We start from the raw sequence: 22,608 nt of genomic DNA on the forward strand, positions 1-22,608 counted from the left end.
ATCTAGAGCGATTTACTCAAAACAACCATCGTATAGAAAGCCCAGTGATTCGAGTCGCTGGGCTTTTTTTATCCACCTAGAACAAGTGTCTAGTCAACTTAGAAGAAGGTTTTTAGTGAATTCTTCAAAATATTTGGGGTAGATCTAAAACAGAACTAAGCCTGATATTGACCGCGCCAATATGGTGCAACTCCCTTAATTGGTGCAATTAATTTTAAGCATCCCTCCATCCCAAATATCCAAAAAAGTGCAGTGGTAATTTTAACCCTTTAAAATCAAAAGCTTAAAGAAAAAAAATTGTTGCACGAAAATTACGTGAGCGTGTTGGAACGCATCTTGCGTTTACTGTTGAGTCTTTAATTAATTACGACATCAATTCGCACGGTTCTAGTGCAATTGAGACAAAGCTAAGGGAGAGAGCTTTAATGAGTCAAACGGTTACCCAAGTTCATAGCGCAGTAGAGAGCTTGACGCAGAGTTCAGACACTCTATTTCTATTATTAGGCGCCATCATGGTTTTCTTAATGCACGCAGGCTTTGCATTTTTGGAAGTCGGTACAGTAAGAAAGAAAAACCAAGTGAATGCGCTGGTTAAGATCCTCTCGGATTTCGGCGTTTCTGCCATTGCCTATTTCTTTATCGGTTACTGGGTGGCTTACGGTGCGCATTTCTTTGCAGATGCAGAAACCTTATCGCAAGGTAATGGTTACGAGCTGGTGAAGTTTTTCTTCTTGATGACGTTTGCTGCGGCGATTCCAGCGATCGTTTCTGGTGGTATCGCTGAGCGTGCACGTTTCTATCCAATACTCATCGCAACACTGTTCACCGTAGGCTTTGTTTACCCATTTTTTGAAGGGATCATCTGGAATGGTAATTTTGGTTTCCAAGATTGGCTTGAAGCGCAATTCGGTTATGGATTCCATGACTTCGCAGGCTCTGTAGTAGTTCACGGCGTTGGCGGTTGGATTGCTTTGGTCGCGGTTTACTTCTTAGGTATGCGTAAAGGTCGTATTCGTGCAGGTAAACACACTAACTTCGCACCATCTAACATCCCATTCTTAGCACTAGGTTCTTGGATCTTATGTGTGGGTTGGTTTGGCTTCAACGTGATGTCAGCTCAAGCTATCAATGGCATCAGCGGCCTAGTAGCCATGAACTCACTTATGGCGATGGTCGGCGGCATTTTAGCGGCTTTAGTCGCAGGTAAAAATGACCCAGGCTTCATCCACAATGGTCCTTTAGCTGGCCTCGTGGCGATTTGTGCAGGTTCAGACTTAATGCACCCACTTGGCGCTCTCGTTACAGGTGGTGTAGCGGGCGCACTGTTTGTTTACTTGTTCACGTACATGCAAAACAAAACACAGATTGATGATGTACTCGGTGTGTGGCCTCTACACGGCGTGTGTGGCGCTTGGGGTGGCATTGCAGCTGGCATCTTCGGCCAGCAAGCACTCTGGGGACTAGGTGGCGTGAGCTTTGGTGCGCAAGTAATGGGAACACTTGCAGGTATTATCGTCGCTCTAGCCGGTGCATTGGTTGTATACGGTGTTCTAAGTAAAGTGACTGGCCTACGTTTAAGTGAAGAAGACGAGTTCAACGGTGCGGATCTTGCCATCCACAAGATCTCATCAATAAACGAAGACTGATCACAGTTCAATAGATAAACAATAAGCGGCTTCGGTCGCTTTTTTTGTGTCTGTTCATTCTTAATCCGCTGATATCGAGCGAGTTATGTCACAAATAATCAATGAATTCAGTTGGCTAAGACTATGGTCTAATCCCTAAAACTATTGTTGGAATTTGAACAGTGCTAAGCTGTTACAAAGTGACATATTGAAAAGGACGTTATATGCATTTCCCATATCGAAATATCGTAATTCTTACTGGCGCCGGCATCTCTGCGGAGTCGGGGATTCAAACATTCCGAGCACAAGACGGATTATGGGAAAACCATAAAATCGAAGATGTCGCGACACCTGAGGGCTTTGCAAAAGATCCAGACTTGGTGCAAGAGTTCTACAATAAGCGTCGCCATGGCTTACAGAACGAAAGTATTCTGCCAAACTCTGCCCATAAGGCGCTAGGTGAGCTCGAAGAGAAGCTAGACGGCAAAGTAACGATCATCACTCAAAACATCGACAACCTGCACGAGAGAGGCGGTAGCAACAATATTATTCACATGCATGGTGAACTTCTTAAGGCACGTTGCAGCGAATCAAACCAAGTTCTAGAGCACAAAGACGACATCCATACCGGCGAATTGTGCCATTGTTGCCAGATACCAGCTCAAATGCGTCCTCATATTGTTTGGTTTGGCGAAATGCCATTAAGAATGGGCGACATCTATTCAGCGTTAGAAGAAGCGGATCTGTTCATCTCGATCGGCACGTCAGGTGTGGTTTATCCAGCCGCAGGTTTTGTACATGACGCTAGAATGCATGGTGCGCATACCATAGAGATAAATCTCGAACCTAGTGCGGTTGAAAGTGAGTTTGAAGAGAAACGCTACGGTAAAGCCAGTATTGAAGTGCCGAAATTAGTGGGTGAGCTGTTGTGTTCAGAGAAGGGCTCTTTAACGGCTTAACTAATCTTTATCCACCATATATGGCAAATGTACATTGACCTAAAGAGAATTAGAGTCGTATGTATGTTTGCCTTTTTTGTCTCTATTTTTTACCTGTCTTACGGCCAAATCAGCCACTAAATAATGGAGTAATTAAGCTCGTTGATCTGTTCGCTGCGCTTTTTTCATTTCGTACATCGCTTTATCTGACTCATCAAGCGCCTGTTTAAAGTTCTCTCGACTCGTTACTTCAATACCGTAAGAGAAGCCGATGTTCTCTCCATGTAATAGGTTCGTCACTTGGGTTACAAACTCGCCACCACGGCCAAGTTGTGCAGTCGCGACAAACTCATCACCGCCAACACGAAATACCATTTCATCTTCTAGGGCGGCTTGGCTGAGCGCTTGAGAGAAGCGAACGATCATTAGATCGCCAACTTTATGGCCTTTACGGTCATTGACTCGCTTTAACCCGTCCAAATCGAAATATATGAGTTCGAATTCTTTCAGCGTGATTGCGTCAAACTTCTTACGATTATACAAGCCTGTCAGCTCATCTTGCTTGCTTTGATCTTTCAATTTGGTTGTAAGTTCAGTAATACCGTAAGCAATAAGTAAGAAGGCTATTTGCAACAATCCATCTTCAAGAAATGTGTCGAGTAACTCGTTTCTGTCTGCCCATTCATCGAGGTGTTTGAGCTCTGTGATCACATCATAAAGCAAGTTAAAAATAAGTAGTAGAGCACCATAGCGAAGGGCTTTATGAGGGCGAATAGCATGACGAGCAACGTAGTAGATGTACATTATAATCACGAGCGTGTTCGTTTCAAAAAACAGATCGTAATTGGAATCTATGTGAATAAAAGAACTCAGCCCAAGCATCAAGAATGACGCAAGCAGCATCAGAGTCACAACCAATAATATAGGGTTCGCGGGCATATTAAATCGCACTTCATTTTGTTTAATGTCATCCTATATAAAGTGTAGATAAAAATAAAGCGGCTTACGCCGCTTTATTAACCTGTCAGTAACAATCTAGTTGTTTACTTTAAGTTTTTGGAAGTACTCGTCATAAATAACGCTCGCTTCGCCAACTTCATCCTGCCAAACGCCGTTATCCATCACTGATTGCGGTGGGAAAACGTTCTTATCTTCAGAAAATTCTTTAGGTAGAAGAGGGTAAGCCGTTTTAACTGGCGTCGGGTAACCGATCTCTAAAGCAATCTTAGCGGCATTTTCAGGACGAAGAAGGAAGTCGATCATCTTATGTGCCGCTTCAACATTTTTAGCACCTGATGGGATCGCTAGGCTATCCATCCAGAAGATCGCGCCTTTCTCTGGCCAGATGATGTCAATTGTCGCGCCTTCTTGGCGTGCCATGTAAGCAGAGCCATTCCAAAGCATACCAAGAGACACTTCGCCCGCTAGATAAGGGTTTGCTGGGAAATCTGAGTTAAATACCAATACGTTTGGCATCAGCTTACGAAGTTCTTCGTACGCTTCTTTGATTTCTTCAGGGTTCGTTGTGTTTGGAGAGTAACCCAGTTTAGACAGTGCGATATGGAAAACCTCACGAGAGTCATCCATCATCATCAGTTGGCCTTCCCACTGTGTATCCCACAGATCGCCCCAGTTTTTAACTGAAGACTTGTCTAGCATATCTGAGTTGATACCAATACCCGTTGCGCCCCAGATGTATGGGATCGAGTAGTTGTTGTTTGGGTCAAATGGCTTATCTAAGTAATTTGGATCCAAATCTGCAAAGTGGCTTAGCTTAGTTTTATCAAGCTCTTGAAGCATGCCTTCTTTACGCATCTTTGAAACGAAGTAAGTAGAAGGAACCACTAAGTCGTAACCCGTACCTTGAGTTTTTAACTTAGCGTACATGCTTTCGTTAGACTCATAAGTTGAGTAATAGACTTTAATGCCAGTTTCTTCTGTGAAGTCTTCTAGTACTTCATTTGGAATATATTCAGACCAGTTGTAAAAATACAGTTCTTGGTCAGCTGCGAAAGAGGGTGTAGAAAGTAAAGTAGCAGCACACAATGCGCCGGTATACAGTGTTTTTTTCATTACTGTTCCGTTCATTTGTTTGATTTGGAGCTGGGTAGTGAACCCAAAGTAAATGGATTTCTAAAAATCGCGCTAGATTATAGCAGTGATATAACAAAATAGGCAGCCTAAGCTGCCTATTCATTGATATTCTTATTTTTAACGTGTTGATTACCTAACTCAGGTTGTTAAGTAAACCAGTTACTTATCAGCGTCTGTTGACCGGAGCAATGAGATAACGAACTCGCTTACTGACCCGCTTTAAGCTTCATGAAGTAATCTTCGTATTTTACCGTCTTATCGCCCACCGCGGCTTGCCATTCAACACGGTCAAGATCTTCTTGCGACGGGAACAGAGCAGGGCTGTCTTTGAACTTCTCATTAGACGCTTTAACTGCCGTTAGGTAACCGGTGTCACGAGAGATTTGCTCTGCGATTTCTGGGCGAAGTAGAAAGTCGATCATCTTATGAGCCGCTTCTACGTTGATTGCGCCAGAACTGATAGCAAAGTTATCAACCCAACCAATGCCGCCTTCTTTAGGGAAAACCAGTTTAATCGGTAGCCCTTCATTTTGCGCTGCTGCGGCAGAACCGTTCCAAAGCATACCAAGGCCGACTTCGCCAGACATGTATGGCGCGCCTGGGTTATCTGAGTTAAACACAAGAACGTTTGGCATCAACTTACGCAGTTCAGCGTAGGCTTCGTCGATTTCTTTCTCGTTAGTCGTGTTACCTGAGTAACCTAACTTACGCAGTGCGATGTGGAACACTTCACGCGTGTCGTCCATCATCATCAGCTGACCTTCAAGCTCAGGGTTCCATAGGTCAGCCCAGCTTTGGAAATCTTCTGGATCGTACATGTCTGTGTTAACAGCTAGACCCGTAATAGCAACAACATGTGGAATCGAGTAGTCGTTGCTCGGATCATATGGCTTATCTAGGTAGTTCGTATCTAGATTCGCAAAATTGTTTAGCTTGGTTTTGTCGATCTTTTGAAGCATGCCTTCGTCGCGCATTTTAGACACGAAGTAGGTCGAAGGAACCACAAGGTCGTAACCTTTATTGTGCGTTTTCAATTTTGCGTACAAAGTTTCATTCGATTCGTAAGTCGAGTAAATCACTTTGATGCCAGTTTCATCAGTGAACTGTTCTAAGATCTCACTATTGATGTAAGGTCCCCAGTTCATGAATACCAATTCTTTGTTATCTTTTGCAAATGATGGTGCAGATAACATTGAAAGCGCACATGCACTACCAGCTAATAGAGTAGCCCATTTTTTCATTGACGTTAGCTCCAAACTAAACGTTGCCCGAAGGCAGTAGATAGAAAAACAGAATGGCAATTTACCATTCTGTTTATGAATAACACTTTTGTTAAACTTGAAGTATCTTAACTTCTTATCAAGTCAGCCTCAGTACAGAGTAGGAGACTTACTTGATTCTCTCTCTCGCTAATAACTGAGAAATAATCACCAATATTAACGACACCACTAACATCACTGTTGCTAGGGCGTTGACCTCTGGAGATATACCGACTTTAACCATCGAGTAAATCTTCAGTGGCAATATTTCATACGTTGGGCCCGTTACGAAAGAGCTGATGATCACATCGTCCAAAGACAGAGTGAAGCTCAATAACCAACCCGCAGCAACAGCTGGCTTAGCAAGAGGCAAGATGATCTGTTTTAGAATCGTCCATTCACTTGCCCCTAAATCTTTTGCAGCTTCTAGCATCTTCACATCAAAGCCATTCAAGCGACTGTAAACCGTAACAACAACGAACGGCAGACAGAAAGTAATGTGCGCCGCAAGTAGGGTAAAGAATCCAAGTTGTACACCCATAACTAAGAATAGCGCAAGAAGCGAAATCGCCATTACGATATCTGGAGACATCATCACGATGAACAACATGCCATTGACTATGCCTTTACCTTTAAATTGGTAACGGAATAGGGCTACTGCTGTCAGGCTGCCAACAATCGTTGCCGCAGTTGCTGAGAACACCGCGACGTTGATCGAGTGCCACGCAGCCTGCATTAGGCTATCGTTGTTAATCAGCGCGTCATACCACTTGGTGGTAAAGCCACCCCATTTCATACCAAACTTATTGGCATTAAAAGAGTTGGCAATTAATACGATAATAGGTAGGTATAGAAAAGCGTATACCAGCGCCATAAAGCTGAACTTAACTGTGCGACCCATTAGTCTAGCTCCACTTTCTTATTCAATAACTTGCCTGCACGGTAGTAGGCATAAAGCATCACGGCCATAGCGGTAGTCAGTGCAATACTGGTTGCGGCGCCAAACGGCCAATCACGGGCATTAAGCACTTGGCTCTTAATGACGTTACCGATCAACAGGTTCTTAGCACCGCCCAACAAGTCTGAAATGTAGAACATTCCAAGCGCAGGGAGCAATACAAGTAAACAACCGCCGATAATGCCTGGCATCGTTAGGGGTAAAACAACCTTCAATAGCGTTTGAAGTTTGTTCGCACCTAAGTCTTTAGCCGCTTCTAAATAAGTATCGTCTAGCTTTTCAATCGCTGAGTACAACGGCAAAATCATGAAAGGCAATAGGATATACACTAACCCGATCATTACTGCCGTTTCTGAATACATGATACGAAGTGGCTTATCGATAATGTCTAACGCCAACAAACCTTTGTTCAACACACCTTGAGTACCCAGAACTACTTTTAATCCGTAAGTACGAATCAAAGAGTTGGTCCAGAATGGCACAATCACTAAGAACAACATGATTGGGCGCCATTTCGTAGGCATTTTTGCCACGATATAGGCAAATGGGTAACCAATAATTAAACAAAGTAGGGTTGCGACAATCGCCATATAGAAAGAGTGCATCAGCACTTTAAAATACAGCGGATCAGCCAAACGCAGGTAGTTATCGAGAGTGAAGGTCATCTCGATCAAGTTCGCTTCATCACGAGTTAGAAAGCTAGTGCCGATGATCATGATGTTTGGAATCATCACGAACAGCACTAACCAACCTGTGATTAAAGCAACAATCGCGTTTTGTAAATTAAACTTCTTGCTCATCTTCTAACACCACTTCCCAGCTCTCAACCCAAGTTACTGCAACTTTTTGGCCCAGTGAGTGATCAACATCAGGGTCATCTTCGTTGAAGAATTCGCTAACCATGACACGCATACCTGATTCAAGTTCTACGACTGAATCTAATGTCATGCCTTTGTAGGTTCGCTCGACAATGTGGCCGACAATACCACTTTGATCCGACTCTTTAATTTCTTCGATACGAAGATCTTCAGGGCGAAGTAGTACTTGCAGTTTTTGGCCCGGTGCTACATCTTTATCATGATAGATAATTGACTCTTCACCTTCGATTGTCGCAACAATGCGCTTTTCATCTTGACGAGATTTCGCTGTCGCTTCGAATACGTTAATTTCACCAATGAAACGAGCAACAAATAAGTTCTTAGGCTCTTCGTAGATTTCTCTTGGTGTTCCGTCTTGTTCAATCACGCCATCACGCATAACAATAATACGGTCAGACATGGACAATGCTTCTTCTTGGTCATGCGTTACAAAAATGAACGTGATACCAAGTTGGCGTTGCAGTTGTTTAAGCTCGATTTGCATCTGTTTACGTAGTTTGTAATCTAGAGCAGAGAGAGACTCATCCAACAAAAGAACTTTAGGCTTATTAACGACAGCACGAGCGATTGCGATACGTTGCTGTTGACCACCGGATAGCTGGTGTGGCTTTCGTTGTGCCATTTGTTCTAGGCGCACCATTTTTAAAGCATCCATGACACGAGGTTCAATCTCGGTGTTTGGCACTTTTTGCATGCGTAAACCAAATGCCACATTGTCGAAAACGGTCATATGTGGGAATAGGGCATAGCTTTGGAATACAGTGTTAACATGCCTTTGTTCAGCAGGAACTTGGGTTACATTCTGTTGAGCTAATAGTATTTCACCACTATCTGCCGTTTCAAACCCTGCAATCATCCTTAGTACCGTGGTTTTACCGCAACCGGACGGGCCTAATATCGTGAGAAACTCACCATGATTTACGTTTAGATCAAGATTGCCGATGACTTCCTTACCATCGAAACTTTTACTAATGCCAGTTAACTGTACGACTGGCTTTCCTACTGATTTTTTAGCGTTCAACGTCTGTTTTTCTCCACCTTGGTTCTATTTGAGACCTGTTGCTATACACCTTTAAGGCGCGCATCATAATCACCAAAAACGTGAATTCAAAGCATTTTTTACCATTCATAGATAAAAAAATTCACAGGTAAAAGTAAACATCTTTTACCATACTGTTATTTATTGGGTTCACACCCTAACAAGTGTCTAATTATTAACCATTAAGACGCAAAAGCAAGCCTTGTTACAGATTCATATTTTAGTTTGCAGCCGACATATGGGTATAATGAAGGCAATTTTTTATCAATAAGTTAGGTGGCTTCGTTTAGTTGGCGCACCTAGGTATCAATATGAACAACGACATCGAAAAAGATTTTAATTTGGGCGGTAGTATCGACCGTGCACTTTCCGGCGATTATGAGCTCAAAGCAACGGCTGTATTCCAAGAAGCTTGGAAACATACGATAAGTCACTTTCTTTCGTTTTCCCCTGCGATTGTTGCGCTGATGTTCGTGCAATTGGCTATCTTTTATATCGCACTAAAACTGCAGCTTGGTGACCCAGCGATTATCTTAGACGCGGTTATCGACCCAGAGGCATTTACACCACAGGTCGTTGAATCCATTTTTATTGCTAACTTTAGCTACGAAGTAATCAGCGCGCCTATCTATGCTGGCATCTGTTTAATGGCAATGAGCCACGTCGCAGGCTTACAAACCAAAGTGCGTCATATCGGAAAAGGTTTACAGTTCACGGTTCCAGTCATTCTCGTTACTTTGTTCAGCCTCATGCTTCAAGGCATCGCAGGTATGCTTTTGCCATTTTTGTCTATCTACTTCTCACTAGCATTCAGCAATTCAATTCTGCTGATTTGTGATAAGAAAGTACCGCCAATGCAATCGCTGCTGCTTTCTCTAAGAGCGGTAAATAAGAAAATCTTCGTCGTCGCATCTATCTACTTAATGGTTATGCTGATGTTCATTGTGGCAGCAATGATGTACGGCATTGGCTTGATATTCGTTCTTCCGTTTTTCTTTCATGTGAAAGGCATCATCTACCGTGAAATGTTTGGTATCAAACTGAAGGTTATTGCGTCAGATCGACCTAATAGTGATGACGACAACAGCAACGGCGACAGTAATAACGACGGCAACAACAGTAACGATGGTAACAAAAACAAAAACCCTCAGGTGTTCGATGCGTAATAATGTCAAAGGCAGCGCAAGTAAATCACTTGCGCTAAAGGTAACTGCACTAGCGATTGTGGGGTCTATCTCACTGGTTGGTCCATATATTTACCAAGAAGAAGAGCGCCGACGTTCGGCAGACCAAAGTTCAAATACATCAAGTGAGTTTGGTGATTTGACCGTGGCATCAGATCGACCAAATTTTGCTGCCATCGAAGATGTGAACGTAAAAAAAGACACATTCTTTTCGTTCCTTCGCCCAAGCATCAATATTGAAAACAAACGTATCACCAAAGAGCGCGCGTTTTTAACTAAGCTATCTGAATTTGGTTTGAGCAATATTGACTCTGAAGACGCGTCTTATGCGAAAAGGTTAGGGAAGTTGTACAGCTTACCGGTACCTAGTGAAGGTTTAGATCAGGCATGGCTGACAGAGATGCTGAGCCGTGTCAACGTACTGCCAGAGGCGCTGGTACTGACACAGGCTGCTAATGAATCGGCTTGGGGGACATCACGTTTCGCCACCAAAGCCAACAACTATTTCGGACACTGGTGTTACACCAAAGGTTGTGGACTTGTTCCGCTACAACGTAACGAAGGTAGCTCGCATGAAGTAGCAACATTCTCTTCAAGCCAAGAATCGGTGCATCGTTACTTCATGAACCTTAACCGCAACCGTGCTTACTCTGATTTAAGAGCCATTCGCGCAAAACTTGCTGCACAAGGTGATGACCTTTTAACAACCGAAACAGCGACAGAGCTCACCAACGGCTTATTAAAATATTCTGAGCGAGGTTCAGACTATGTGACTGATTTACAAGCTATGATCCGTCACAACAAGGTATACTGGAAAAAGTAACTCATTTTGATACCAACTTGGTTGCCTTCGAAAGTCGGCTTACACCAAGTAACATCACAAAAAGAGCAGCTCATTGGCTGCTCTTTCTATTTATAAACGCTCAACTTCGACAAGATTATAATAATGAAAAAGACAGTACTCGCTCTATTAGCCACTTTAAGCCTTGGCGTTTCTCTTCCAGCTTCGGCGCAAGAATACATGTTCACGTATTCTAAACTCTATACTCAGCTGAAAAACAACACCAAAGAAGGGCACGATGATGTCAAAGTTGCGGTCTTCTTTGTTGACCAACAAGCACAGAAAACCTGTCACATCAGCAAAGCTTGGATGGAGAAAGAAGAGCATTACGAAGAGTTAAAAGTGTCTCCTGCGAATGAGCTGCTTCTACCGGTAGATAAAAACCTACGCTCAGCAAACCCTCTTATCTTTGTACAAACCCAAGAACAAGAATGTGCGTATTCGCTCGTCGTAATGACTCAGAAGCCTTTGGCTGGAACGGTTGAGGTTGCACAGTTAGAAAACCTTTTACCACAGATGCAAGCGATGCTTGAAGACGTCAGCGGCATGTTCTCTAGTTGGTTCACTCCTGATATTCAAGGTTTGACGCTAGAATTTGATAGTAAACTTGAAGGCAATATTGCCCTGTCTAATGGTAAGCAAATCCCAATCAAAGAAGGGCGTGCGAAATTCACGCTGGATGAACTGAATGGAAGTGACAGCATCACGTTACCAGAAGCCACAGTTCGTGTTTTGCCTTACATCCCTGCGCAATAATAACTACCGGCCAGAAGCTGTTTGCTCAGCTTAAGATCTTGACGAAACAGCCTGTTCTTCTTTGAACAGGCTGTTTTCGTTTAAAGTCTTAAACCTAAACCTTTAAATCTTGCCAAATCACATATCTCGACGGCCTTTCATCTTTGATTCTTACCTCTTATTGCGACATATTTCTCTCACCGCTAGAGGACAGATCGTATGATAAGGCGGAATCTTTCTCCTACTTGGCTTGTTTATCCTGCCATTACTGTTCCAACCTGAAATAAAAATCCGTATAATCCACGCCCTAAAACAGTCCCACTAGCAATCTACAGTCGGTAATACGACGGTGTGAGAGTCGCAATGAACCAAAACGAAAATAAAAAAGATACACTTGAATTCAACAAGCTTCAGAAACTTCTAAGAAGAAATGTTGGGAATGCCATCGTCGACTACAACATGATCGAAGAGAATGACGTAGTAATGGCGTGTATTAGTGGCGGTAAAGATTCATTTGCGATGCTAGACATTTTGCTACGTTTGCGTGAAGCAGCGCCCATCAAATTTGATGTTGTTGCCGTAAACCTAGACCAAAAACAACCGGGGTTCCCTGAGCATATTCTTCCTGAGTACTTTGAAACTCTGAACATTCCTTACTACATCGTAGATAAAGATACGTACTCAGTGGTAAAAGAAAAAGTGCCAGAGGGTAAAACAACGTGTGGCCTTTGCTCACGTCTGCGTCGCGGTACTTTATACTCGTTTGCAGAGAAGATTGGCGCAACGAAGATTGCTCTAGGTCACCACCTAGACGACATTGTTGAGACTATGTTCCTGAACATGTTCCACGGTGCTCGCCTTAAGGCTATGCCACCTAAGCTTCGCTCTGACGATGGTCGTAACGTTGTAATCCGTCCTCTGACTTACTGTCGCGAAACTGACCTAATCAAATACGCCGAGCATAAAGAGTTTCCGATCATTCCGTGTAACCTGTGTGGTTCTCAAGAAAACCTTCAACGCCAAAACATCAAAGCGATGCTAATTGATTGGGATAAACAGACTCCAGGCCGTGTTGAGAAGGTCTTCAAGTCAATTCAGAACGTGAGCCCAAGCCAATTGGCTGACCGTGAGTTGTTTGATTTCATTAACCTTCCACTGGATCGTAGCGAAGATCGCAAAGCATACGAATTCGAAGAAGCTGAAATCTCGTCTTCAAACATTGATGAGTCAATGTTCATCGACGTAACTAACGTATAACGCGATATAAACGATTCTGTTGTTGGAATCGCGTAAGCTTTAGATAAACAAAAACGCCTCAAGCATTACTTGAGGCGTTTTTTTATAATTAAAAAATCAGCTATTTAGACAGGTTCGGATCGAGCGGGCTAACGTAACCTGACGGTTTAAGAGCAAGTACATCGCAGTTAATCTTGTCGATGACATGTTCCGCAGTATTGCCGATAAACACAGCAGACAAGCCAGTACGGCCTGTTGTACCAAGGATAACCATAGCCGCATTGTGTTCAGACGCTACACGAGGAATAACATCTTCAGGCAAGCCTTGCTCAACCACGGTTTGCTCTTCACACATACCGTGTTTCTGGCGTAGTGCTTTCATCGCGGTTAAGTGATGGCCACGAACCGCATCAGTATAAGAGGTTGGGTCAAACTCTGGCAATTCGATTGTGATATTCGCCGGTGTCACCGGGTAGGCGTTCACCAAGAACGGTTCAGCATCCAAACGACCAGTGATCTCAAGTAATCTGTCGACCATGGTATCATTGAGCTCTAAGTGAGCTTCTGTTTCAGAGCCTACATGAACGGAAGCGTAGATCTTCGCGTGTTCTGGCCAGAAATCATTTTTAACCAACAGCACTGGGCTAGGGCACTTTCTCAATAGGTGCCAGTCGGTTGGAGTAAAGATGACCGATTCTAAGGTATCGTGCTTACGCGTGCCTTTGATCAAAATGTCATGCTCACCACTGTAAACCTCAGCAATGATCGCTTCATACGGGCGATTATGCCAAACCACTTGTACGTTAAATTCAATAGAATCATCAAGGTAAGGAGCAGCAACCTTATTCATCCAAATTTCACGCTGATGAATTACGCCTTTGCGCATTGCATCTCTCTCATCAACAGAGAGCATAGATGTCATTTCATACGAGAAGTCGTAGATCGACAAAAAGAAAGTGATGTGGCTTGTTGAGGTGCTTTTCTTGGCAAGTTGGATAGCACGAACTAGAGCAGGTTGCTCATCGTGATTAATGTCTGCGACAACTAAAATTTTGTTATAGATACTCATAACTAAGCCTACTTTTCAGACCGAACATATAAATAATGTAGCGTAGTTATGGAGAGAATAAGAGAAATATAAGAGGTTTTAAGAGAGAAACATGATGTAGCTCATTATTGAACTACATCATTGATATCTAGACTATTCTTTTGAAACGCCAGCAAGTTCCATCAACGCATCGTGATCTTCGATAGTGATGTATTTGCCTTTAACGCTCAAGATGTCCGCTTTTTGGAAACGACCTAACAGACGGCTGATTGTTTCAACAGTCAAACCAAGGTAGTTACCAATATCGCCTCGAGTCATCGTTAAGCGGAACTCACGAGGGCTGAAGCCACGCTGAGAGAAGCGAGTTGAAAGGTTGTAAAGGAATGCCGCAAGGCGCTCTTCCGCGTTCTTTTTAGAAAGAAGCAGAATCATTTCCTGGTCACCTTTAATCTCATTACTCATCAAACGCATAATCTGCTGACGCAATTTAGGCATTTTCCCTGATAAGTCATCGAGAATCTCATATGGAATTTCACATACCATAGAAGTTTCCAAAGCTTGAGCGAAACTAGGGTGTTCGTCACCCGTGATCGCGTCAAAGCCAACAAGATCGCCCGCTAAGTGGAATGCAGTAATCTGCTCATCACCTTGCTCGGTAATCGTATAGCTTTTAATCGTTCCAGAGCGAATAGCATAAAGAGATTTAAGTTCGTCTCCCGCTTTAAATAGCTCTTGGCCTTTTTGAATAGGTTTCTTTCTTTCAATGATCTGATCAAGTTGATCTAGCTCAGATTCATTCAAAGTAAATGGGATACAGAGTTGGCTAATACTACAATCTTGGCAGTGGATCGCACAGCCACCAGACTGAACTCGTTTCGTCACAGGCTTTTCAGAAATCATAACAATCTTTCACTATTTGATATACGTCAATATTTTAGCATTCCTTAATCCTAAAGGGTAGTAAAAAAACCGGATTAAAGACACCGCTATACGGTATAAATAATGAGCTGTAGCGCCATATAACCGGTATAGAAGCCGTAAATGAGGATTGAAATTGCGCCAAACTGGCGAAATAAGTCAGCTTGTTGCAGTTTTTTGAGGAAATTGGCACCCATTCCAACCGTAAGCATCGCAGGAAGAGTACCTAAACCGAAAGCAAACATGATACCCGCTCCGTTATACCAACTTCCTGACACTGCCGCCCACGTTAGCATTGAGTAAACAAGACCACATGGAAGCCAACCCCAGATAAAACCAAAAGGTAAAGCATGACTAGGGTGCTTCAATGGTAGAAATGATTTGCCTAAAGGAGAGATATAACGCCATAGCTTCTGTCCAACTTTTTCAAAGAACAACAAGCCAAACCACCATTTACCAATATACAAACCTAAGACGATCATAAAACCAGCCGCAAACAAACGCAGCCAGCCCAGCAGAGCATTAAAATCGCTCAGCTGACCTATCGAAGAGATTGCACCACCAATCACACCGCCAATCACAGCATAGCTTAGCAAGCGCCCTAAGTTATAAAGCAAGGGAATGACAGGGGAAGGTTTACTGTTGCCAATCGAAAGAAGCGACGCAATACCACCACACATTCCCATGCAATGGCCTGCGCCGATCAATCCAACAACAAAAGCGCCAATCCAATCAGGCGTCATCGTTCTTTTTGTCTAAGTTAGTTTGGCTTTCTACGTTAGCTTTCTCATTCTTGGCAGGTTTACTATCAGAATGATGATGAACATTAGTATCTTCATCAAACAGAATGTTATGGCCTTGGCGTTCAAGGTCTTCAAACTGCTCGCTCTTCACTGCCCATAGAAAGATTCCAACCGCGATACATACAAGTACGATCGCAATTGGAATGAGTATGTATAAACTTTCCATTATTTACCTTGCTCTTTTAAAAGCCTTAACGAGTTAGATACTACAATAATAGAGCTAGCAGACATGCCAACAACGGCAATGTATGGAGCAACCAAACCTGCGACAGCCAAAGGAAGAATAAGTAAGTTATATCCTAGTGACCAAGCTAGGTTTTCACGGATTATCCTACGCGTTTTTATCGCTAAAGTACGGGACTTAAGTAATCTATCGAGCTTATCACCCAATAGCACCATATCCGCAGAGGCTTTCGCCACATCAGTTCCGCCGCCCATAGCAACAGACAGGTGAGCACCGGCCAGAATAGGGGCGTCATTGATACCGTCACCAACCATCATGGTGATGTCACTTGCGTCTCTAGAGTTTAAATAAGCCAGCTTGTCTTCCGGCTTCGCGTTAGCAACAATGTCAGTAATACCAATCTCTGCTGCAACAGGCTTCGCATTAATCAAAGAGTCGCCAGTCAGCAGCGTGGTTTTGATTCCCGCTTCTTTGAATTGCTTAATAAACTCGATACTTTCTTTGCGAATCGGATCTTCATAAGTGAATGTTGCAATATGACGACCAGACATCGACAAGTAAATACCGTTACTTTCAGATGGCTGAGCCTCACCTAGAATGAACTCACTGCTACCAATCGCCACTTCTTGCCCATTCAACTCGCCAGTAATGCCCGAGCCAATCACGTTGTTTACCGACTCCACTTCGATATCATCAGAAATATAAGTTTTGAACGCTTTAGCGATAGGGTGGTTAGCGTGTTGTTCTAGGCTTGCTGCAACTTGCAAACAAGTATCTTTATCAAGGTCAGCGAACGTCTCAACTTTACTGATACGAATATCACCTTCAGTCAGAGTGCCCGTTTTATCGATGATTAAGTGGTTTACCTTGCACAAGGTTTCAAATACGTGACCTTTGCGCAGCAAGATACCGAAGTTACCCATGCGAGAAGTTGAGCAAGTAATCGCGGTCGGCGTCGCAAGAGACAAAGCGCAAGGGCAGGTCGCCACTAATACTGAAAGCATGATCCAGAAAGCGTCTTCTGGTCGTGTTTGATGCCAGTAGAACCAAGTCCCGAATGAAATGATTAAGATAACCGCGACAAAGTATCGAGCCACCACATCGGCGATTTCAGCAATTCGGGGTTTAGACAATTGCGCTTCATCTTGAAGACGAACGATATTAGAAATAACCGAATCCGCTTTAGAGGTCATCACTTCCAATTCAAACGATTCATCACCATTCAATGTGCCAGCAAAGACCGTATCACCTTCATTCTTGACCACATGGATAGATTCGCCAGTCAGCATGGATTCATCGATATGAATTCTGCCAGACAATACTTTGCCATCTGCGGGAATATGTTCACCCGGTAGAACGCGAATCTGGTCGCCAACTTTTAAGGTTTTTACCGGTACTTGCTCACCGTCTAGCGTTGTCGCCATCGCAGGAACGAGCTTAAGCAGGTTACCGCTAGCTGCTGCAGCTTTACGACGCGCGCGCATCTCAAGGAAACGACCAAGCAACAAGAAGAAGGTGAACATCGAGATAGATTCAAAGAACACTTCACCTTGCTCTGTCACTGTTGCCACTAAACTCGCAACGTAAGCAAATAGCAGAGCGATCGAAACGGGTACATCCATACCCAATGTTCGGCCTTTAATACTACGCCACGCATTAATATAGAAAGGTAACGCAGAGTATAGGAGAACAGGTGTTGCGAAGATCAAACTTACCCAACGGAAGTAACTTTTGAATTCAGGTTCAAGGCTGCCAAATACTTCGAGGTAGAGCGCTACAGCTAACATCATGACTTGCATGGTCGCTAAACCAGCAATACCAAGACGATAGAGATAATTCTTCATCGATCGATGATAGGCTGCTTCTTGTTGATCAGCCTCAAATGGAGCGGCTTTGTAGCCTAGGGTATGGATTGCAGACAACAGCTCGCTCAGTTTAGCCTGAGTGTTGTCCCAGCTGAGCAGGGCGCGGTTAGTCGTGGTATTAACACGAATACTAACAACCCCTAACTTTGAAGAGACTTGCTTCTCAATAAGCCATGCACAAGCAGCACAAGAGACACCTTCTAGTGACAATGTCACTTCAGAAGTATTTTCAGAGTTACGGACGAACTCCAATTGAACATCTTCGTTGTCGTAATGACTGAGTGCCAGAAGTTGCTCTGGAACTAGATCCGCTTTTTCAGCCGGAGCGGTACGATATTGGTAATAAGAGACCAAACCGCTATCAACGATTGTCTGGGCTACGGTTTCGCAACCTGGACAACACATCGGTCGAATCGATCCTAAGATTTCTACTTTAAAATCCGTTTCCGCTGGTACATCTTCACCGCAGTGATAACAGGATTCACACATAAGCTTTAGTTCGTTAGTTGAGTAGGAGTATCAATTGGGAAGTTCATGCGACCTTGCACTAACCATTCAGAATCATGCGGAGAAAGCTCGATAAACCATGGACCTTGCATTTCATGGTCCAGAGTCAACGTGTAGTTGCCGCTCACATCAGCGGTCAGTAGCTGAGTAAAATCACGGTCAGGGAGCGTTCGGTGCACGAACATTGCGCTAATAGCAGGGAAGTGGTCTAGCTTGCCTTTGTTTAGGGTAATGATAACTGAGTTACCTTTCTCGCTAACTGAAGCTGATAGGCCAAGCTTTTTAGCAACGTTTACTTTTGAAATGTCGACATTAATACCTTTACCTTTTTTATAGTAATCTTCAGTGACAACGTTAACTGAATGGTTGGTAAGTATCGCGACTCGAACCAATGTTAGCATAGAAACGCCAACGGTTAGGAAGATCAAAAACCACGGCCAAAACTGCTTATACCAAGGTTGTACCATATTATTATTCTCAATATATCCAATGAAATAAAACTAATTTTTACAAACACTTAAGGTTATAACTGTAAAAGAAAGACAGCCCCTTAAGAAGGGGCTGTTATTATTATGTTACTCTTTATCTGAGTTGCTGAGGCTCCAGACGTAGGCAGCGACGAGCTGTACTTTATCCTCACCGAGGATGTCCTTCCAAGCCGGCATTACACCAGAACGACCGTTCATTACTGTTTCAGTTACATCAGCACGAGAATCGCCAAACAACCAATCGCGGTCTGTTAGGTCAGGAGCACCAACAGCAGGGTTACCCTTACCATCTGTACCATGACACGCAGCACACACTACGAAACGTGCTTTACCAGCTTCTGCTTCACGTACGTTCACGCTACGACCAGAAAGGCTAAGAGTGTAGCTAACCACTTCTTTAACGCCTTCTTCGCCAAGTGCGTCTTTCCACGCTGGCATTTGACCGACACGACCATGCATGATGGTAGTAACGATCGCTTGTGGTTCACCGCCATATAGCCATGCATCGTCAGTCAAGTTAGGGAAGCCCTTTTGACCACGAGCATCAGAACCATGACACTGAGAACAGTTTTGCAGGAACAAGCGTTGACCAACTTTGATTGCGTCAGCATCTGATGCAATGTCAGGAACAGAACGAAGACCGTTCTCATCATGAGCTAGCTTTTTAAATGCTTCGCCAAAGTAAGTGTTCGCGTCATCAAGCTCTTTCGCGTACTCATCTAACTGTTTGTTAGCTTGAGCTGCAGCGATTGCAGAGCGAGACTCTTCTACGCTACGAACTGTTTGGTTTGAACTCGTCCAACCTAGTAGACCTTTAAAGTTGCCAAGGCCCGGGTATAGAGCAAGATAAACAGCTGCAAACACAATTGTGCTAACGAAAAGGTATGTCCACCATTTAGGTAGTGGGTTATTAAGCTCACGAATACCATCGTATTCATGGCCCATGTCATGACCTTCTTCTACACCTGTTTTATCGTTGGAACACCAACGAAGTAAGGCTGCACAGCCAATCAGCGTACCGATTGTGATGACTGTTACCCAAATACTCCAGAATGTACTCATTACTTCGTCACTCCTTGATTTTTATCTTTCGCAGGTGCTTCATCAGCGAACACTAGGTTTGCATCTTCGTCGAAGCGCGACTTACGATTTTTACCGAAAGCCCACCAAACGATGCCGATGAAACAAGCAAAAACAGTAACAGTCCAAACACTTTGAAATGTAATAATGTCCATAATTATTCCTTATTTCATTGCGTGGCCAAGCGATTGAAGGTAAGCGATGATTGCATCCATCTCTGTTTTTCCTTCAACATCTTGTTTAGCGTTAGCAATTTGTTCGTCTGTGTAAGGAACACCAAATTGATTACGGAAGATTTCAAGCTTCTGCTTAGTCAATTTGCCATCAAGTACATTCTCAGCAAGCCATGGGAAACCAGGCATGTTTGATTCAGGAACAAGTTCGCGAGGGTCGAGAAGGTGAACACGGTGCCACTCATCAGAGTAACGATCACCAACACGCGCTAGATCTGGGCCAGTACGCTTAGAACCCCATAGGAATGGATGTTCCCAAACACTTTCGCCAGCTACAGAGTAGTGACCGTAACGTTCAGTTTCAGAGCGGAAAGGACGAATCATTTGGCTGTGACATACGTTACAACCTTCACGAATGTAAATATCACGACCTTCCATTTCCAGAGCAGAGTAAACGCGTAGGTTTTCTACAGGTTCAGTCGTTTGCTTTTGGAAAATAAGTGGGGTGATTTCTACTAAAGCACCAAAGCTGATTGCGATAACAATTAAGATCGCGAGTAGACCAACGTTTTTCTCGACCAACTCATGGCGATTATTTGAATTTGAGCTCATTCTAAATCTCCTTAAGCCGGTTGAGGGATAGCTTTAAGGCTATCTTTAGGTGCAGAAACAGTTTTGTACGTGTTGTATGCCAGTAAGAACATACCAGATAGGAAGATAAGACCACCTAAGAAACGTACAAAGTAGAACGGGTAAGAAGCTTCTACAGATTCTACAAAGCTGTAAGTCAATGTACCGTCAGAGTTAACTGCGCGCCACATCAGACCTTGCATCACACCAGAAATCCACATTGCAACAATGTAGAAAACCGTACCAATCGTTGCTAACCAGAAGTGAACATTGATTAGGGATACAGAGTACATACGCTCTTGACCAAATAGTTTAGGAACTAAGTGGTAAACCGAACCGATAGAAACCATAGCAACCCAACCTAACGCACCAGAGTGAACGTGACCGATAGTCCAGTCCGTGTAGTGAGATAGCGCGTTAACCGTTTTAATTGCCATCATAGGGCCTTCGAAAGTCGACATGCCGTAGAATGATAGAGAAACGATAAGGAAACGTAGGATTGGGTCGTAACGTAGCTTATGCCACGCACCAGATAGAGTCATAATACCGTTGATCATGCCACCCCAAGATGGAGCAAACAGAACCAAAGACATAACCATACCTAGAGACTGAGTCCAGTCTGGAAGTGCAGTGTAGTGTAGGTGGTGAGGACCAGCCCAGATATACAGTGACACAAGAGCCCAGAAGTGAACAATCGACAAACGGTAAGAGTAAACAGGGCGACCAGCTTGTTTAGGAACGAAGTAATACATCATACCTAGGAAACCAGCTGTCAATAGGAAGCCTACCGCATTGTGTCCGTACCACCATTGCACCATTGCATCAATTGCACCTGCATAAATCGAGTAAGATTTAAACGCAGATACAGGAACAGCTAAGCTGTTAACTATGTGCAACACGGCAACCGTGATGATGAAGGCTCCGAAGAACCAGTTTGCTACATAAATGTGCGATGTCCTACGTTTAATCATGGTTCCAAAGAACACGACTGCGTAAGCTACCCACACAAGAGTAATAGCAATATCGATTGGCCATTCAAGTTCTGCATATTCTTTACCAGAGGTTAAACCTAACGGTAAAGTAATTGCAGCGGACAGGATAATCGCTTGCCAACCCCAAAAGGTAAAGGCTACGAGAGGGCCACCAAAGAGACGCGTCTGACAGGTACGTTGCACAACATAATATGATGTTGCAAACAGCGCACTTGTACCGAACGCAAAAATAACCGCATTAGTATGCAGGGGACGTAAACGACTGTACGTCAACCACGGCGTATCAAAGTTTAGCTGTGGCCAAACTAATTGAGCGGCAATCAAAACACCAACGCCCATACCGACAATACCCCACAAAATTGTAACGAGGGTAAATTGACGGACGACCGTATAGTTGTAGTTTTGTTCAAGCTGCTTTTCTTGGCTCATTTGCATGCTTCCAATTTCTTATTTACTACACTTTACTTCCAACACGACTCACGTCGTAATGCCACCCAAATTAGAAAAGGAAATTCAGCCTATTCAGGGCTTTATTTCCACTTGCTGATTTTGAAAAAAAGTGGCATTTTCAACGCGACACTATACTTGAATTAACAAATCAATGACAGAGTAGTAACCTTACGCTTGGTCTGGAATTGGATTTTTATTTAAAAACTTTGAACTTTGTAACAAGGAGTAAAGATTATAATGGCGGCACAAAAGCTAACAAAGGGCAGGCTCGTACAAATTATCGGCATGTTGGTTATTTTAATAGCGGCATTTACTTGGAGAACAGTAACATACGACAATAACGAAACAGTAAGCTGTATAATTTCAAAACCGTGTGAATTTGGTATTGATAATCATAATGTTTTAATTTCGGGCGATATTTCAGGGTATTCAATCGAAACATCTAAAACTGGCAAATTTATCATTAGCTACAATGAGAGCGGAATTCTAGAAGAAAAAGGGCCTTCGAATTGGCTGTTACAAACTAATGATAAGACCTCCTCAATAACAGTTACATTTCCACAACAGATAAGCACGTTTTCCGTAAACCTTTCTAAAGAGTAATAGAGGGAAAACTGAGTCACGCCTCGGTTCTTTTGATAGAAATATGTACCAAATCAGTGAAACACCATGCATTAAAGTGT

23 protein-coding genes are annotated in these 22,608 nt (G+C 43.3%); 7 read left to right on the forward strand and 16 right to left on the reverse strand.

Annotated features, from left to right (window positions below):
• Positions 1-425 precede the first annotated feature (425 nt).
• Together AACT19_RS15445 and cobB are read left to right on the forward strand one after the other, a co-directional pair.
• Positions 426-1,646 carry an ammonium transporter gene (locus AACT19_RS15445; protein ID WP_004733716.1) on the forward strand — a complete coding sequence of 407 codons (1,221 nt, stop codon included), beginning with the start codon at positions 426-428 and terminating at the stop codon, positions 1,644-1,646.
• A gap of 203 nt (positions 1,647-1,849) precedes the next feature.
• Positions 1,850-2,584, forward strand: a complete 735-nt coding sequence (cobB, locus tag AACT19_RS15450) for a Sir2 family NAD+-dependent deacetylase (protein ID WP_017087790.1) — start codon at positions 1,850-1,852, stop codon at positions 2,582-2,584.
• A 132-nt stretch (positions 2,585-2,716) separates the two neighbouring features.
• Here the strand turns inward: cobB and AACT19_RS15455 are convergent, their stop codons facing one another.
• From AACT19_RS15455 to potA, 6 genes are all read right to left on the reverse strand, one after another.
• Positions 2,717-3,514 (reverse strand): GGDEF domain-containing protein, encoded by a 798-nt coding sequence (locus AACT19_RS15455; RefSeq protein WP_076647133.1) that lies wholly within the window; start codon positions 3,512-3,514, stop codon positions 2,717-2,719.
• 84 nt (positions 3,515-3,598) lie between these two features.
• Positions 3,599-4,636 (reverse strand): extracellular solute-binding protein, encoded by a 1,038-nt coding sequence (locus AACT19_RS15460; protein WP_004733709.1) that lies wholly within the window; start codon positions 4,634-4,636, stop codon positions 3,599-3,601.
• A 227-nt stretch (positions 4,637-4,863) separates the two neighbouring features.
• Positions 4,864-5,898: an extracellular solute-binding protein gene (locus AACT19_RS15465; protein WP_076647134.1), complete on the reverse strand. Its 1,035-nt coding sequence runs from the start codon at positions 5,896-5,898 to the stop codon at positions 4,864-4,866.
• 148 nt (positions 5,899-6,046) lie between these two features.
• Entirely contained in the window at positions 6,047-6,817 is a 771-nt protein-coding gene (potC, locus tag AACT19_RS15470) for a spermidine/putrescine ABC transporter permease PotC (protein WP_076647135.1), read from the reverse strand.
• Positions 6,817-7,674, reverse strand: coding sequence for a spermidine/putrescine ABC transporter permease PotB (gene potB, locus AACT19_RS15475; RefSeq protein WP_004733704.1), 858 nt, complete (start codon positions 7,672-7,674; stop codon positions 6,817-6,819). The genes potC and potB overlap by 1 nt, the downstream gene beginning before the upstream one ends.
• Entirely contained in the window at positions 7,658-8,773 is a 1,116-nt protein-coding gene (gene potA / locus AACT19_RS15480) for a spermidine/putrescine ABC transporter ATP-binding protein PotA (RefSeq protein WP_017077234.1), read from the reverse strand. The genes potB and potA overlap by 17 nt, the downstream gene beginning before the upstream one ends.
• A 329-nt stretch (positions 8,774-9,102) precedes the next feature.
• Between potA and AACT19_RS15485 the strand changes: the two genes are divergently transcribed.
• The 4 genes from AACT19_RS15485 (at position 9,103) to ttcA (ending at position 12,808) form a co-directional block, all read left to right on the forward strand.
• Positions 9,103-9,957 (forward strand): membrane protein, encoded by an 855-nt coding sequence (locus AACT19_RS15485; protein WP_004733700.1) that lies wholly within the window; start codon positions 9,103-9,105, stop codon positions 9,955-9,957.
• The gene (locus tag AACT19_RS15490) at positions 9,950-10,798 is read left to right on the forward strand and encodes a glucosaminidase domain-containing protein (RefSeq protein WP_076647136.1); all 849 of its coding nucleotides are present in this window, start codon (positions 9,950-9,952) and stop codon (positions 10,796-10,798) included. The genes AACT19_RS15485 and AACT19_RS15490 overlap by 8 nt, the downstream gene beginning before the upstream one ends.
• Positions 10,799-10,921: 123 nt before the next feature.
• Positions 10,922-11,572, forward strand: a complete 651-nt coding sequence (locus tag AACT19_RS15495; RefSeq protein ID WP_017083677.1) for a DUF2987 domain-containing protein — start codon at positions 10,922-10,924, stop codon at positions 11,570-11,572.
• A gap of 342 nt (positions 11,573-11,914) precedes the next feature.
• On the forward strand, positions 11,915-12,808 hold the full coding sequence (ttcA, locus tag AACT19_RS15500; protein ID WP_004733695.1) for a tRNA 2-thiocytidine(32) synthetase TtcA: 894 nt from the start codon (positions 11,915-11,917) through the stop codon (positions 12,806-12,808).
• A 100-nt stretch (positions 12,809-12,908) separates the two neighbouring features.
• On the opposite strand, the gene uspE is transcribed toward ttcA, so the two are convergent.
• The 10 genes from uspE to ccoN all read right to left on the reverse strand — a co-directional run bounded on the left by uspE (position 12,909) and on the right by ccoN (position 21,904).
• Entirely contained in the window at positions 12,909-13,856 is a 948-nt protein-coding gene (uspE, locus tag AACT19_RS15505; protein ID WP_004733693.1) for a universal stress protein UspE, read from the reverse strand.
• Positions 13,857-13,988: 132 nt separating this feature from the next.
• Positions 13,989-14,735 carry an FNR family transcription factor gene (locus AACT19_RS15510; RefSeq protein ID WP_004733691.1) on the reverse strand — a complete coding sequence of 249 codons (747 nt, stop codon included), beginning with the start codon at positions 14,733-14,735 and terminating at the stop codon, positions 13,989-13,991.
• A gap of 86 nt (positions 14,736-14,821) precedes the next feature.
• Positions 14,822-15,496, reverse strand: a complete 675-nt coding sequence (locus tag AACT19_RS15515) for a sulfite exporter TauE/SafE family protein (protein ID WP_076647137.1) — start codon at positions 15,494-15,496, stop codon at positions 14,822-14,824.
• Positions 15,486-15,722, reverse strand: a complete 237-nt coding sequence (ccoS, locus tag AACT19_RS15520; RefSeq protein WP_076647138.1) for a cbb3-type cytochrome oxidase assembly protein CcoS — start codon at positions 15,720-15,722, stop codon at positions 15,486-15,488. Before ccoS ends, AACT19_RS15515 begins: the two co-directional genes overlap by 11 nt.
• A complete protein-coding gene (locus AACT19_RS15525) occupies positions 15,722-18,094 on the reverse strand; it encodes a heavy metal translocating P-type ATPase (protein WP_076647139.1) in 2,373 nt (790 codons plus the stop codon). Before AACT19_RS15525 ends, ccoS begins: the two co-directional genes overlap by 1 nt.
• 5 nt (positions 18,095-18,099) lie before the next feature.
• A complete protein-coding gene (locus AACT19_RS15530; RefSeq protein WP_076647140.1) occupies positions 18,100-18,579 on the reverse strand; it encodes a FixH family protein in 480 nt (159 codons plus the stop codon).
• A 108-nt stretch (positions 18,580-18,687) separates the two neighbouring features.
• Complete coding sequence (gene ccoP / locus AACT19_RS15535) at positions 18,688-19,662, reverse strand: cytochrome-c oxidase, cbb3-type subunit III (RefSeq protein ID WP_004733681.1); 975 nt, start codon at positions 19,660-19,662, stop codon at positions 18,688-18,690.
• Positions 19,662-19,835, reverse strand: coding sequence for a CcoQ/FixQ family Cbb3-type cytochrome c oxidase assembly chaperone (locus AACT19_RS15540; protein ID WP_004733679.1), 174 nt, complete (start codon positions 19,833-19,835; stop codon positions 19,662-19,664). The genes ccoP and AACT19_RS15540 overlap by 1 nt, the downstream gene beginning before the upstream one ends.
• 9 nt (positions 19,836-19,844) lie before the next feature.
• Complete coding sequence (gene ccoO / locus AACT19_RS15545) at positions 19,845-20,465, reverse strand: cytochrome-c oxidase, cbb3-type subunit II (RefSeq protein WP_004733677.1); 621 nt, start codon at positions 20,463-20,465, stop codon at positions 19,845-19,847.
• A gap of 11 nt (positions 20,466-20,476) precedes the next feature.
• Complete coding sequence (gene ccoN / locus AACT19_RS15550) at positions 20,477-21,904, reverse strand: cytochrome-c oxidase, cbb3-type subunit I (protein ID WP_032497766.1); 1,428 nt, start codon at positions 21,902-21,904, stop codon at positions 20,477-20,479.
• 258 nt (positions 21,905-22,162) lie between these two features.
• Here ccoN and AACT19_RS15555 point away from each other — a divergent pair, with 258 nt between their 5' ends.
• Complete coding sequence (locus AACT19_RS15555; RefSeq protein ID WP_076647141.1) at positions 22,163-22,528, forward strand: hypothetical protein; 366 nt, start codon at positions 22,163-22,165, stop codon at positions 22,526-22,528.
• The last annotated feature ends 80 nt before the right edge of the window (positions 22,529-22,608 follow it).

Source organism: Vibrio sp. 10N.222.47.A9, assembly GCF_963872585.1.
Lineage (GTDB): Bacteria > Pseudomonadota > Gammaproteobacteria > Enterobacterales > Vibrionaceae > Vibrio > Vibrio splendidus.

Bases quoted from the DNA above. Each gene is read 5' to 3' on its own strand.
- AACT19_RS15460 (WP_004733709.1), bottom strand. From the start codon at position 4,636: ATGAAAAAAACACTGTATACCGGCGCATTGTGTGCTGCTACTTTACTT.
- AACT19_RS15530 (WP_076647140.1), bottom strand. From the start codon at position 18,579: ATGGTACAACCTTGGTATAAGCAGTTTTGGCCGTGGTTTTTGATCTTC.
- ccoO (WP_004733677.1), bottom strand. From the start codon at position 20,465: ATGAGCTCAAATTCAAATAATCGCCATGAGTTGGTCGAGAAAAACGTT.
- AACT19_RS15525 (WP_076647139.1), bottom strand. From the start codon at position 18,094: ATGTGTGAATCCTGTTATCACTGCGGTGAAGATGTACCAGCGGAAACG.
- uspE (WP_004733693.1), bottom strand. From the start codon at position 13,856: ATGAGTATCTATAACAAAATTTTAGTTGTCGCAGACATTAATCACGAT.
- AACT19_RS15510 (WP_004733691.1), bottom strand. From the start codon at position 14,735: ATGATTTCTGAAAAGCCTGTGACGAAACGAGTTCAGTCTGGTGGCTGT.
- AACT19_RS15465 (WP_076647134.1), bottom strand. From the start codon at position 5,898: ATGAAAAAATGGGCTACTCTATTAGCTGGTAGTGCATGTGCGCTTTCA.
- AACT19_RS15495 (WP_017083677.1), top strand. From the start codon at position 10,922: ATGAAAAAGACAGTACTCGCTCTATTAGCCACTTTAAGCCTTGGCGTT.
- potC (WP_076647135.1), bottom strand. From the start codon at position 6,817: ATGGGTCGCACAGTTAAGTTCAGCTTTATGGCGCTGGTATACGCTTTT.
- ttcA (WP_004733695.1), top strand. From the start codon at position 11,915: ATGAACCAAAACGAAAATAAAAAAGATACACTTGAATTCAACAAGCTT.
- AACT19_RS15445 (WP_004733716.1), top strand. From the start codon at position 426: ATGAGTCAAACGGTTACCCAAGTTCATAGCGCAGTAGAGAGCTTGACG.
- AACT19_RS15540 (WP_004733679.1), bottom strand. From the start codon at position 19,835: ATGGACATTATTACATTTCAAAGTGTTTGGACTGTTACTGTTTTTGCT.
- AACT19_RS15490 (WP_076647136.1), top strand. From the start codon at position 9,950: ATGCGTAATAATGTCAAAGGCAGCGCAAGTAAATCACTTGCGCTAAAG.
- AACT19_RS15485 (WP_004733700.1), top strand. From the start codon at position 9,103: ATGAACAACGACATCGAAAAAGATTTTAATTTGGGCGGTAGTATCGAC.
- AACT19_RS15515 (WP_076647137.1), bottom strand. From the start codon at position 15,496: ATGACGCCTGATTGGATTGGCGCTTTTGTTGTTGGATTGATCGGCGCA.
- ccoS (WP_076647138.1), bottom strand. From the start codon at position 15,722: ATGGAAAGTTTATACATACTCATTCCAATTGCGATCGTACTTGTATGT.
- ccoN (WP_032497766.1), bottom strand. From the start codon at position 21,904: ATGAGCCAAGAAAAGCAGCTTGAACAAAACTACAACTATACGGTCGTC.
- AACT19_RS15555 (WP_076647141.1), top strand. From the start codon at position 22,163: ATGGCGGCACAAAAGCTAACAAAGGGCAGGCTCGTACAAATTATCGGC.
- potB (WP_004733704.1), bottom strand. From the start codon at position 7,674: ATGAGCAAGAAGTTTAATTTACAAAACGCGATTGTTGCTTTAATCACA.
- ccoP (WP_004733681.1), bottom strand. From the start codon at position 19,662: ATGAGTACATTCTGGAGTATTTGGGTAACAGTCATCACAATCGGTACG.
- cobB (WP_017087790.1), top strand. From the start codon at position 1,850: ATGCATTTCCCATATCGAAATATCGTAATTCTTACTGGCGCCGGCATC.